The sequence below is a fragment of the uncultured Brachybacterium sp. genome, from assembly GCF_947500705.1.
In the GTDB taxonomy this organism is placed as follows: Bacteria; Actinomycetota; Actinomycetes; order Actinomycetales; family Dermabacteraceae; genus Brachybacterium.
On the sequence record NZ_CANMSY010000011.1, the window covers coordinates 1 to 11,673 of the forward strand.

11 protein-coding genes are annotated in these 11,673 nt (G+C 68.3%); 5 read left to right on the forward strand and 6 right to left on the reverse strand.

Features of this window, described 5'->3' with window-relative positions:
• Positions 1 to 311, forward strand: a 311-nt coding sequence (locus Q0937_RS15420; protein ID WP_299305475.1) for a transposase, incomplete at its 5' end; no start/stop codon positions are given.
• A gap of 899 nt (positions 312 to 1,210) precedes the next feature.
• Here the strand turns inward: Q0937_RS15420 and Q0937_RS15425 are convergent.
• Entirely contained in the window at positions 1,211 to 1,948 is a 738-nt protein-coding gene (locus tag Q0937_RS15425) for a TnsA-like heteromeric transposase endonuclease subunit (protein WP_299305478.1), read from the reverse strand.
• A 305-nt stretch (positions 1,949 to 2,253) separates the two neighbouring features.
• On the opposite strand from Q0937_RS15425, the gene dnaK reads away from it, so the two are divergent.
• From dnaK to Q0937_RS15445, 4 genes are all read left to right on the forward strand, one after another.
• Complete coding sequence (gene dnaK / locus Q0937_RS15430) at positions 2,254 to 4,113, forward strand: molecular chaperone DnaK (protein WP_299305481.1); 1,860 nt, start codon at positions 2,254 to 2,256, stop codon at positions 4,111 to 4,113.
• A complete protein-coding gene (locus Q0937_RS15435) occupies positions 4,113 to 4,790 on the forward strand; it encodes a nucleotide exchange factor GrpE (RefSeq protein WP_299305484.1) in 678 nt (225 codons plus the stop codon). Before dnaK ends, Q0937_RS15435 begins: the two co-directional genes overlap by 1 nt.
• Before the next feature lie 117 nt (positions 4,791 to 4,907).
• Entirely contained in the window at positions 4,908 to 5,927 is a 1,020-nt protein-coding gene (locus tag Q0937_RS15440) for a DnaJ C-terminal domain-containing protein (RefSeq protein ID WP_299305486.1), read from the forward strand.
• A gap of 116 nt (positions 5,928 to 6,043) precedes the next feature.
• Complete coding sequence (locus tag Q0937_RS15445) at positions 6,044 to 6,484, forward strand: heat shock protein transcriptional repressor HspR (protein WP_299305489.1); 441 nt, start codon at positions 6,044 to 6,046, stop codon at positions 6,482 to 6,484.
• Here Q0937_RS15445 and Q0937_RS15450 read toward each other — a convergent pair.
• The 5 genes from Q0937_RS15450 to Q0937_RS15470 form a co-directional block, all read right to left on the reverse strand.
• On the reverse strand, positions 6,468 to 7,658 hold the full coding sequence (locus tag Q0937_RS15450; RefSeq protein WP_299305492.1) for a glycosyltransferase: 1,191 nt from the start codon (positions 7,656 to 7,658) through the stop codon (positions 6,468 to 6,470). The genes Q0937_RS15445 and Q0937_RS15450 overlap by 17 nt on opposite strands.
• Before the next feature lie 31 nt (positions 7,659 to 7,689).
• A complete protein-coding gene (locus Q0937_RS15455) occupies positions 7,690 to 8,403 on the reverse strand; it encodes a TVP38/TMEM64 family protein (protein ID WP_299305495.1) in 714 nt (237 codons plus the stop codon).
• Positions 8,400 to 9,647, reverse strand: a complete 1,248-nt coding sequence (locus Q0937_RS15460) for a glycosyltransferase family 4 protein (protein WP_299305498.1) — start codon at positions 9,645 to 9,647, stop codon at positions 8,400 to 8,402. Before Q0937_RS15460 ends, Q0937_RS15455 begins: the two co-directional genes overlap by 4 nt.
• Before the next feature lie 198 nt (positions 9,648 to 9,845).
• Positions 9,846 to 10,328 carry a YbhB/YbcL family Raf kinase inhibitor-like protein gene (locus Q0937_RS15465; RefSeq protein WP_299305500.1) on the reverse strand — a complete coding sequence of 161 codons (483 nt, stop codon included), beginning with the start codon at positions 10,326 to 10,328 and terminating at the stop codon, positions 9,846 to 9,848.
• A gap of 65 nt (positions 10,329 to 10,393) precedes the next feature.
• Complete coding sequence (locus tag Q0937_RS15470) at positions 10,394 to 11,668, reverse strand: carboxylate--amine ligase (RefSeq protein ID WP_299305503.1); 1,275 nt, start codon at positions 11,666 to 11,668, stop codon at positions 10,394 to 10,396.
• Positions 11,669 to 11,673: the final 5 nt, after the last annotated feature.

Genomic DNA, 11,673 nt, shown 5'->3' on the forward strand with positions numbered 1-11,673 from the left:
CGAAGGCGCCGGGGGCGGTGCTGGCGTGGCGGAACGCGTGGGAGGACTTCATCCCGTTCCTGGCGTTCACGCCCGAGATTCGGAAGGTCATCTACACGACCAACCAGATCGAGTCGATCAACTACCAGCTCCGGAAGATCACCAAGACGAGGGGCTCATTCCCCTCGGACGAAGCGGCGATCAAGCTGGTCTATCTGGGGATCCGGAACATCGAGACTCACCGCGGTGGAGAGCTCGGCACCGGGACCCAGGGATGGCATCAAGCCCTCAACGCTTTCGCCGTCCAGTTCCCCAACAGACTCCCTCTCTGACCATCCGGCAGAGAGGCCGATCGACCGGTCCCTTACACAGAAAACTTGACACCTCCTCGGACGCAGGACCAGCCCCAGGATGCACCGTGAGTACAGGTCCATCGCCACCGTCAGCTCCGTATTGATCCACCGGCCCGTGACCGGCTCCATCGCGAACACGTCCAACGGAGTGGAATCGAGGACGACGAACTGGCCCGGCCGATCGGCTCGCAGTCGGCCGAGCACCCCCTGGGGCCGCTCAGCCACCGAGCGCCGCTGCTTCGCTGCGCCGAAGGTGTACCGACCCTTGTCCAACTCGCGAAGGCGTTCGTAGGCGACCGTCTGCGACGGGATAGGAGACCCGGGGTGACGCTCGAGGTAGAGCGCGTTCGTCCTGCGAAGCACGGTGCGCATGGTGGGGTTCGAACGGTTCGTGAATGAGTCGAGTATCTCACGGCAGGTCTGGTCCCATTCCGGGGCGACCGCGCGACGGGATGGCTGGAACAAGCGGGAATCGGCCAGACCAGCCAGGCCTCGCTCGGCGTACCGGCTCGCGCGACGCCTGGCGGAACGCGCCGAGATCGCCAGTTTCACCGCTGCCTCCTCGTAGCGGTGCTCCAGCGGCACGTCACTGACGGTCAGGACGAGCTCGCTGTAGACCGCGGCTTCGGACTCGATACGAGCTCGTTGAGCGCCGGTCAAACTGGCGAGGATGACCGCGTCAAGTTCGGCGTGCGGGCTGTCATCATGGAAGGGCTCGTCCAGCGGTCGAGCAACGCCCACCAGCGCCGGCGCGTGAACGCGCACGTAGCGGTCGGCCGACTGCAACAGCACTGTGGACCCATCGATCTGCACGACAGTCCAGGCCGCGCCCTCGTACCAGAGGCGTGCCCCTACCGATGTATCCAGGCTCTCCGTAGTCACACCATCACCCCAGCCGTGCGTCTAAGGATCGTCTCGGCGTTCGCGGGACGATGCAGATCGATCGCGACTTCGCCGGACCACACCAGTGCGAAAACCGCCACGCGCCACATGCTCTCGTCGCAGGTCACAGGCCAGCGGGCAAGAACCTTGCCCAGAGTGGTCTCTGCCCCATCCAGTCTTGCCCTCGCTTCCGTCAGGCACTCGTCGGGCACTCGTCTGGGCCGTCGACCGACGGCGAGAAGCTTGATGTTTCGCAGCACGATGGGGTCGCCGCCAGTGAAGACCTCGTAACGCCAACCCTTTTCGCGACAGAGTCGACGCGTCCACTCGAACTGGGCTCGGACCCGCGGCTTCTCGAGGAACGCAGCGGGCTTCACGTCGACGACCGTCGGTGTGCCGTCATCATTGATCAGCAGCAGGTCAGGCACGTGCTTACGGAGGCCACCACCGTCGCGGCCCGTGACCTGGAATGGCTGCGTACAGATGCTGGTCACGGCCGGATTGAAGTCCGCGAGCCATAGCCGATCCAGCTCCAGCAAGCTCTCGTAGACCAGCGTCTGATCGTTGGTAGCGGTCCAGAACAGGCCTGGGTAGCTTCGTTGGCCCCGGTAGGTCGGTGGCACGCGCACGGGTAGGCCCTCAACAATCAGATCGGCACGTGCTTCCTCCCACGTCGTCGCGACCTCGTCGCCGGCGACGGTGCAGTACCGGAGGAACACCTCGCGTCCGCCCACAGGTCCATCGTGCCCGTCTGACAGATGCGCCGGAAATCTGACACGCGCTGGCCAAGAAACCCGGAACTGGCCAACTTGTCCCGGAACCTACAGAAGTGTCTTGCATCACATTCCCCACTCTCGGGAATGAACCTGGCCAGGTCGAAGTTGAGTCTGATGTGCTCAAGTTCAGTGACACTCGGATTGACAACGTCGATCCGGAGTTTTCTACTTGAGTGCGTACAGCTCAAGTCTTGCCGCCGGCCCCGACGGTCGGCAGTGCACGAACCCGTTGCGGCGCATCCGTCGCAGAAAGGCAGGCACCCATGTCCCGTGTCGTCGGAATCGACCTCGGTACCACCAACTCCGCCGTTGCCGTCCTCGAGGGTGGCCAGCCCACCATCATCGCGAACGCCGAGGGCTCCCGCACCACCCCGTCGGTCGTGGCCTTCTCCAAGCAGGGTGATGTCCTCGTCGGCGAGGTCGCCAAGCGCCAGGCCGTCACCAACGTCGACCGCACCATCGCCTCCGTCAAGCGCCACATGGGCACCGACTGGAGCCAGGAGATCGACGAGAAGAAGTACACCGCGCAGGAGATCTCCGCCCGAATCCTCGGCAAGCTGAAGAAGGACGCCGAGTCCTACCTGGGCGAGGCCGTGACCGATGCGGTCATCACCGTCCCCGCCTACTTCTCGGACTCCGAGCGTCAGGCCACCAAGGACGCCGGCACCATCGCGGGCCTGAACGTCCTGCGCATCATCAACGAGCCCACCGCAGCGGCACTCGCCTACGGCCTGGAGAAGGGCAAGGACGACGAGCAGATCCTGGTCTTCGACCTCGGCGGCGGCACCTTCGACGTGTCCCTGCTCGAGGTGAGCAAGGACGAGGAGGGCTCGACCATCCAGGTCCAGGCCACCGCCGGCGACAACCGCCTCGGCGGCGACGACTGGGACCAGAAGGTCGTGGACTGGCTGGTCTCGCAGGTCAAGAACAAGGACGGGGTGGACCTGTCCAAGGACAAGATCGCCCTGCAGCGCCTGAAGGAAGCCGCTGAGCAGGCCAAGAAGGAGCTCAGCGCCTCGACCTCCACCAGCATCTCGCTGCAGTACCTGTCGATGACCGAGAACGGTCCGCTGCACCTGGACGAGAAGCTCACCCGGGCCCAGTTCGAGGACATGACCTCGGACCTGCTCGAGCGCACCAAGGCACCCTTCCACCAGGTCATCAAGGATGCGGGCGTCTCCGTCTCCGACATCGACCACGTGGTCCTCGTCGGCGGCTCCACCCGCATGCCGGCCGTCACCGAGGTCGTCAAGGCCCTCACCGGTGGCAAGGAGCCCAACAAGTCCGTGAACCCCGACGAGGTCGTCGCCGTCGGCGCCGCGCTCCAGGCCGCGGTCATCAAGGGTGAGCGCAAGGACGTCCTGCTCATGGACGTCACCCCGCTCTCCCTCGGCATCGAGACCAAGGGCGGCGTGATGACCAAGCTCATCGAGCGCAACGCGGCCATCCCCACCAAGACCTCCGAGGTCTTCTCCACCGCCGAGGACAACCAGCCCTCCGTGGCGATCCAGGTGTTCCAGGGCGAGCGTCAGTTCACCCGGGACAACAAGCTGCTCGGCACCTTCGAGCTGACCGGCATCGCCCCCGCGCCGCGCGGCATCCCGCAGGTCGAGGTCACCTTCGACATCGACTCCAACGGCATCGTGCATGTGACCGCCAAGGATCGCGGCACCGGCAATGAGCAGTCCATCCAGATCACCGGCGGCTCCGCCCTGTCCGATGAGGACATCGACCGCATGGTGAAGGACGCCGAGGAGCACGCCGCCGAGGACGAGGAGCGCCGCAAGAACGCCGACGCCCGCAACACCCTCGAGCAGCTCGTCTACCAGGGCGAGAAGCTGCTCAAGGACAACGCGGACAAGATCCAGGACGGCGACAAGACAAAGGCCGAGGACGCCATCAAGGAGTCCAAGGACGTGCTGGCCAAGGAGGACTCCTCGACCGAGGACCTCGAGGCCAAGCGCGACTCCCTCAACGAGGCGCTGCAGGCCGTCGGCACCGCGATCTACTCGCAGGCCGAGGGTGCGGAAGGTGCCGAGGGCGCTTCCGAGGACGCTGCCGGTGCTGACGATGACGACGTGGTCGACGCCGAGATCGTGGACGAGGACGAGGAGAAGAAGTGATGACCGAGGGCCAGAGCACTCCTGAGGACCGCGAGCGGCCTGAGGGCGAGCCGAGGTTCTCCTTCACCGACAAGCGCAAGGTGAACCCCGAGGACGGCTCCGTCCGTCCCTCGGGGTCCACCCCCGCGGCGGAGGGGCAGGGCGGCACCGACCCGGTCGACCCCTTCGACGCCGAGGCTGCGGCGCTGTTCGATCAGGCCGCCCAGGGCGGGGAGGACTCCTCGCTCCCGGCCGACGCCGGACGCGTCGCCGAGCTCGAGGGCAGGGTCACCGAGCTCTCCGAGCAGCTCAAGCGCGAGCAGGCGGAATACGTCAACTCGCGGCGGCGCATCGAGGGTGCGGCGGAGGTGAGCAAGGACGCGGCAGTGGCTCGCGTCCTCGGCTCGCTGATCGGCGTGCTGGACGACGTGGAGCTGGGCCGCCAGCACGGCGACATCGTCGAAGGCACCCCGTTCCACTCGATCGCGCAGAAGCTCGAGGAAGTCCTCGGTTCGCATGGCCTCACGCGCTTCGGCGCCGTGGGGGAGCCGTTCGACCCTAACCTCCACGAAGCCCTGCTGCACGAGGACGCCGACGACGTCGAGACCAACACCATCTCGATCGTCATGCAGCCCGGCTACGCGATGAACGAGCGGATCCTGCGTCCGGCCCGGGTCGGTACCCGGGGCCCCGCCTGACCCTCGTCACCCCCTGAGGCGGTGCGGTGCCCGCTGGTCGTCACGACCGGCGGGCCCGCCCCCTCTCTGCACTTCACACAGCACCAGCATCACCCACGCTCCCGGAAGGAGACGCACATGTCCCAACAGGACTGGCTCGACAAGGACTTCTACGCGGTCCTCGGCGTCTCCAAGGACGCGAGCGCCCAGGACATCAAGAAGGCCTACCGCACCCTGGCCCGCAAGTACCACCCCGACCACCACCCCGACGACGCGAAGGCCGAGGAGAAGTTCAAGAGCATCGGCGAGGCCTACTCGGTCCTCAATGATGAGGAGCAGCGCCAGCAGTACGACGCGATCCGGGCCATGGGCTCCGGTGGTGCGCGCTTCTCCGCCGGCCAGGGCGGAGCCGGCGGGGCCGGATTCGAGGACATCTTCTCCTCGATGTTCGGCGGCGGTCACCCGGGCGCTCGGCCCGCCCCCGGCGGCGGTGCCGGGAACCCCGACATCGACGACCTGCTGAAGATGTTCGGCGGCCAGGGCGGTGGCTTCGGTGGTGGCGGTTTCGGCGGCGGGGCCCCCGCTGGCTTCGCGCCGAACCGCGCCCCCGCGAAGGGCTCCGACACCTCCGCCCGCACCCGGGTCAGCTTCCGCGACGCGGCACTGGGCACCGATCTGCGCCTGACCGTCGACGGCCGCACCATCACCACCCGCATCCCCGCCGGGGTGCACGACGGGCAGAAGATCCGCCTGCGCGGCAAGGGCCGCCCCGGACCCGGCGGCGCACCCGCCGGTGACCTGCTGCTGACCCTCGACGTCGAGGAGCACCCCGTGTGGAGCGCCGACGGTGCGAACCTGCGCATCACGGTGCCGATCTCCTTCGACGAGGCGGTGCTCGGCACCACGCTGGCGGTCCCGCTGCTCGACGGGGAGTCCGTCTCCGTGAAGGTCCCGCCCGGCACGCCGTCCGGTCGTACCCTGAGGGTGCGGGGCAAGGGACTGGTCACCACCAAGAAGACCGGCGATCTCCACGTCACCGTGCAGGTCGCGGTCCCCACCCACGTCGACGGCGCGGCGAAGCAGGCGATCGAGGACCTGCGCGCGGCATTGGCCGACGAGGACCCTCGCGCCGGCCTCGCCGAGGCCGCGGCCCGCTGAGTTCCCGACCGCTCAGCAACCGCCGGCTGCGCACCCGAGCCGGTCGAGCAGCCGCTCTGAGAACGCCGACCTGAGAACGCACCCGCCCGCTGCATCGCTTCGGAAGGAGCATCCCGATGGCTTCCTCGCACCGCCTCGATGACCGCGCCCCGGTCTTCGTGATCTCGGTCGCGGCGGAGCTGTCCGGGATGCACCCGCAGACCCTGCGCCAGTACGACCGGCTGGGGCTGGTCGTGCCGCAGCGCACCCGGGGACGCGGCCGCCGCTACAGCCCCCGTGACGTCGTCCGCCTCCGGGAGGTCCAGACGCTCTCCCAGGATCAGGGCATCAACCTCGCCGGCATCAAACGCATCCTCGAGCTGCAGGACGAGGTCAGCGAGCTCGAGGGCACGCTCGAGAGCGTCCGCGAGAAGCTCGGCGCGATGACCCCCGCCCAGCGGCGCGTGTTCTCCGCCGACCGGGATGGCGAGATCAGCGCCCTGCGCCGTGGTGAGCGTCCCCGGCGGCGCAGCAGCGGCAGCGCGCTGGTGGTCTGGCGACCTACGCGTCGGTCCTGACCTCAGAAGCGCCGCGCTGCGGCAGCATGCCGGCGAGGCGGTAGATCTCCTGCAGCTGCAGCGCCACCTGCGCCAGGTCCACCCCTTCCGCGGCCTGCCGCCCGGCAGCGGTGAGATCGTCGAGCTCGCCGGCGAGCAGCGCGGAGAGCTTCCGGGCGACCCGGCCCGCGAACTCGGGCCCGTCCCCGGCGACCTGGTGCGTGAGCACCCCATCGGGCATCGCGTCGCGGTACAGCGGGATCCCGCGCACCAGGGTCGGGATCTCGGCGGCCAGCGCCTCCCAGAGCACGATCCCCTCGGTCTCCTCCTTGGTGAGGAAGACGAAGACGTCGGCCCCGGCATAGGCCTCCCGCAGCCGTTCCGCGTTCACATATCCGGGGAACAGCGCATTGGCCGGGGCGCTCGTCAGCGCCCGCTGGACCTCCGCGGTCAGCAGCCGAGGGTCCGTGCGCCCGTACCAGACGAAGCTCACCTCGGGCAGCTGCCGGGCGACCTCCACCCAGTCCAGGATCCCCTTGCGCACCAGGTGCATGCCGACGCTGATCACCACGGGAGCATCGGCGGAGAGCCCGAGCCCGTCTCGCAGCCTCGCCCGGGCCGCCGGATCCGCCCGGAAGAAGCTGGTGTCCACGCCGTTGGACAGCACCTTGATCGGTGCCGAGATCCCGTACTTCGGGGCGGAGACGAGCTCTCGCGAGTAGCCGCTGGGAGTGATCACCACGTCACCGCGCCGATACAGGTGCGCGATCCAGCGCCGGAACAGGGGAGCGAGCTGATTCGACCCCGTGAAGGAGTCCCGGAAGTCCTCCTCGGTGGAGTGGGCCCACACCAGCACCGGGCGCCGCCATAGTCGTGCCCAGTGCGCCAGCACCGGAGTGTCCGGAAAGGGGGTGTTCAGATGCACCACGTCGAAGGGACGCAGGGGAGAGGTGACCACCTGGTGCCCGAGCGAGCGCACCGCTGACTCCTGATGACGCATCGCGGCCCCGATGCCCGACTCCCGGGCCAGGCCCGTCAGGCCGCGGGGCATCAGCACCCGCAGCGGCTCGTCCGGGTGCCGGTCCCCGCGCGGCCCACCACCGGGGAGCACCGCGCGGGCGAGCTGGTCCAGGCGGCGCAGGGCACGGCCCCGGAGATGGTCAGGGCGCCGCAGGGCGCGAGATCTCATGAACATGTCGTGGCTCCGTTCACCAGTGCAGGAGGGATCACCAGGGCAGGAAGCGCATCACGAGCGCGCTGACGCCGAGTCCGTAGGCGATCAGGGCCCAGGGCTTGCACAGCAGGATGATCCAGACGTACGTGCGCCACCGCATCCTGGTGGTGCCGGCGACATAGCAGAGCAGGTCGTCAGGGGCGATGGGCAGCGCGATCGCGGTGGCGAAGGCGCGTGTGAAGTGGGGGCTGCGGGTCCAGCCCAGGAACTTCTCGACCGTGCGCGGGCGGAAGAGCCGCTCGATGAGCGACAGGCCGAGGTGCCGGGCGATCAGGAAGTTCAGCATCGAGCCGGCGGAGACCGCGAGGTAGTTGAAGAGCGTGCCGTCGACCGCGCCGAACAGCACGGGGCCGGCGAGCACCAGCAGTCCGCCGGGCACGATCGGGAACACCACCGAGGCGACGGAGACCACCAGGAAGACGATCGGGCCCCAGGCGCCCAGGGAGTCGATGAAGGCCTGCAGGTTCTCGAGCGACTGCAGCACCCCGGTCTGCAGCCCCCACCAGATCAGACCGACGCTGAGGCCCAGCCCGAGCAGCGGGGAGAACCGCGCGGCGATCCGCAGCGGATCCCGGCGTGGGCGATCCTCCAGCAGAGCTGCCTGCGCGAGCATCAGGGCCGGTGGAGAGTGCAACGCGGCCGGGACCGCCGGTGCCGTCGGGCGGACGGTCTGCGCCACGGGGATGCTGTCGGTGGCGGTGCTCATGCTGCGACCGGCTGCTGGCGGAGGACCAGCGGTGAGCGCTGCGCATGGACCTGTTCGTACACAGCCAGCACGCTGCGTGCGAAGTCCTGATCGCCGAAGGTGGCGTGGGAGTGCTCGAGCGCGGCCACGGACATCTGCTCGCGTCGCAGCGGATCATCGAGCAGCGCACTCAGGTGGGTCGAGAACTGGGCGGCGTCCTCGTACTGCCAGCCGGTGCGGCCATCGAGGATCACGTTCGTCAGCGAGGGATCGCGGCGTGCCAGCAGGGGCAGCCCGACCGCCATCGCCTCGATGAAGGTCAGTCCCTGGGTCTCGCTGAGGGAGGCGCTGACGAAGACATCCCCCACGCGGTACCAGCGCTGGACCTCGGCCGGGTCCACCACTCCGATGAACCGCACCTGGTCCGCGATGCCGAGCGAGACGGCATGGGCCTCGAGCTCGGAGCGGTAGGGCCCATCACCCACCATCACCAGCACCGTGTCGGGGCGGTCCGCTGCCGCGACCATCTCGAGCACTTCGTCGAGGTTCTTCTCCTTGGCCAGGCGGGAGATCGAGATCAGGACCTTCTGCCCCTCGGCGATGCCCAGCTCTGCTCGAAGTGCGAGGATGTCGGCGCGCTCCTGCTCGTCCTGTGCCGGACGGAACCGGCTCAGGTCCAGTCCGGTGGGGACCACGTGCAGCGGTCGGTGCACGCCGTAGCCGGTGAGCAGGTCGGCGACCTTGGCGGTGGGGACGATCACGGCGTCGGTCACCGCGAGCACGCGGCGGGAGAAGGTCTCGACGAACTTGCGGCCCATGGTGCGGCTGGGCGAGTAGTAGTGGGTGTAGTCCTCATAGATGGTGTGATACGTGTGCACCAGCGGCACCGAGAGGGTGCGCGCGATCCGACGGGCCCACACATAGGTGGAGAACTCCGCCTGCGAGTGGACCACGTCGGGGCGCCAGCGGAGGATGTCGCGCAGCACGCGGCGGCTCGAGGGCATGCCGATCCGTGCACGGTCATAGAGCATCGCCGCGGAGACCGAGCCGATGCGGTAGACGCCGGGCTCGTGATGGGGGCGGATCCCCTGGGAGAGCGTCAGCACCCGCACGTCGAGACCGAGCGCGATGAGTCCTCGGCGCAATGTCTGGACGGAGGCGACCACACCGTTGACCACAGGTTCCCACCAGTCGGTGGTGATCAGCACGCGCAGGGGACGGTGCGAATCGGACTCTGCGTGGGGGCCGGGGCGCTTCTTCCGCATGTTCACCCCTCGAGCCTCCCACTCCGGGGCGGAGCGGGCGTCCTCCGTGCGGTGGAGAGGTATCAGACCGAGGTCTGATTCCTGACCTCGAGACGCACCCTGAGCTGTCCTGCTGTTCATGATTCGAGCCTACGACCGGTCTCGAAGAGGTGAAACGGGGCGCGCCCGAGCCGTCGCGGAGAGTTTCCCCCTAGTATTTCAGCTAGTCACCTGATAGCGGGCCGTGAACGAGGCAGAGCCGAGCTGCTGGGAGAAGATCGCGAAGCGAGCACTCACGTGCGGGTCCTGCGGATCGACGCCCAGGGACTCCACCGGCAGGGCGTGCACCGAGAACTGGTAGCGGTGCGGTGCGCCGGCCGGCGGTTCGGGGCCGTCATAGCCGACGTTGCCGAAGTCGTTGCGTGCCTCTTTCAGCGAGGAGTCCTCACGGGAGGCTCCGAGCGGCAGCGAGCTCGCCGACGCCGGAAGGTCCCAGGCGACCCAGTGCCAGAAGCCGGAGCCGGTCGGGGCGTCGGGGTCGTAGCAGGTGATCGCGAAGGAACGGGTCCCCTCGGGAGCGCCGCTCCAGTGGAGGTCGGGGGAGAGGTTCTCACCGCCGAGGTTCTCCACCAGCTGCTGCGGAGCCACGTCCGATCCGTTGGGAATGGCGTTCGAGGTCAGGAGGAAAGTGGTCTCGGTCATACCGGCCAGAGTAGGCAGGCTGGGCGAGTATGTCGACCACCTGCCCGGCCGCGCCTGTCGGCCACTCAGAAACCGTGGGTCGACGGGCGCGGGTAGTGCTGCAGGAACTTCTTGACCTGGTTCGCCATCGCGGTGAGGACGTAGAGGCGACGCCTGCAGCCCTCGACCCCGTAGGCCAGGGGATGGACGGTGCCCCGCGTGCGGATCTGCTGGACCCGGTCCCGCAGATCCGGATCCACGATGTAGCGCCGCAGCAGCGGCCAGGGGACGATCGAGTAGAGGATCTCCTGGCGGGGGACCAGGCGCGTCAGCTCGCGCTCCTCGATGAGGTCCGCGACGACCGGCTCGGCGACATTGGCGCCGGCAGCGGTCATGTAGTAGTTGTTGCGACCGATGCGAGGATTCACCTCGAAGAACTTGGCGACACCATCGCGCGGATCGATCTTCACATCGAAGTTCGCGTACCCGCGGTAACCGCTGTGCTCGAGGAAGCGCACCGACTGCTCGAACACCTCGGGCAGGTCGGTGGTGAACATCGCTGCAGGGTTCCCGAGCGCACCCGGGGTGTGCTCCTCGAGCAGCACCTGAGCACCCCCCAGCAGGGTGACCGCGCCCTGGGTGTCGACATAGGCGGTGACCGACAGCATCGCGGTGTCGTCCCCCGGGATCATCTCCTGGAGCACGAAGCGATCCCGGTATCCGGCGTCGGTGAGACGGGTGATCAGGTCCTTCAGCTGGTGGACATCCTCGATCTCGAACACCTTCCGCTTCCCGGGGAAGGAGACCGCGTTGTACGCAGAGGACCGCGAGGCCTTGGCCACCAGCGGCCAGCCCAGCTCCAGCTCGGGCACCTCGGGAGCGGTTCCGGAGGCGAAGTCCAGCACCACCGTGCGCGGCGTGGGCACGTCGATCTCGGTGCACATCTCGGAGAAGGTCGCCTTGTCCGCGACCGCGTGGAGCACTTCATCGGCCAGCAGGGGCAGATGGAAGTGCTTGCCCAGCTCCTCCCGGTGGGCGGCGATCAGCGCCACCAGGAAGTCGGCGTTGGCCAGCAGCACCGGGCGGGTGCCGGAGGGGCGCGAGGCCTTGTCTGCACCGACCTTCAGCAGCGCCTGGACCATGTCCTCCTCCGACGCGGACATCCCCAGCTCGACCGTGCGCAGGATCGAGGAGTCCGCGACCGGCCCGGCGACCTTGCGGGTCACGACGGTGGCGACGGTGCCGTACTTCTCGTGGAAGGCGCGCGCGAGCGCATAGATGCCTATGTCACCACCGAGCAGCACCAGATCGACCTCAGAGCTCGGCAGAGCGGCATACGGGCGGGGCGGGGTGTCGGGCATCGGGG

What these genes read in the sequence shown, in the direction of transcription:
- dnaK (WP_299305481.1), top strand. Translation starts at nt 2,254, where the DNA reads ATGTCCCGTGTCGTCGGAATCGACCTCGGTACCACCAACTCCGCCGTT.
- Q0937_RS15435 (WP_299305484.1), top strand. Translation starts at nt 4,113, where the DNA reads ATGACCGAGGGCCAGAGCACTCCTGAGGACCGCGAGCGGCCTGAGGGC.
- Q0937_RS15440 (WP_299305486.1), top strand. Translation starts at nt 4,908, where the DNA reads ATGTCCCAACAGGACTGGCTCGACAAGGACTTCTACGCGGTCCTCGGC.
- Q0937_RS15445 (WP_299305489.1), top strand. Translation starts at nt 6,044, where the DNA reads ATGGCTTCCTCGCACCGCCTCGATGACCGCGCCCCGGTCTTCGTGATC.
- Q0937_RS15450 (WP_299305492.1), bottom strand. Translation starts at nt 7,658, where the DNA reads ATGTTCATGAGATCTCGCGCCCTGCGGCGCCCTGACCATCTCCGGGGC.
- Q0937_RS15455 (WP_299305495.1), bottom strand. Translation starts at nt 8,403, where the DNA reads ATGAGCACCGCCACCGACAGCATCCCCGTGGCGCAGACCGTCCGCCCG.
- Q0937_RS15460 (WP_299305498.1), bottom strand. Translation starts at nt 9,647, where the DNA reads ATGCGGAAGAAGCGCCCCGGCCCCCACGCAGAGTCCGATTCGCACCGT.
- Q0937_RS15465 (WP_299305500.1), bottom strand. Translation starts at nt 10,328, where the DNA reads ATGACCGAGACCACTTTCCTCCTGACCTCGAACGCCATTCCCAACGGA.
- Q0937_RS15470 (WP_299305503.1), bottom strand. Translation starts at nt 11,668, where the DNA reads ATGCCCGACACCCCGCCCCGCCCGTATGCCGCTCTGCCGAGCTCTGAG.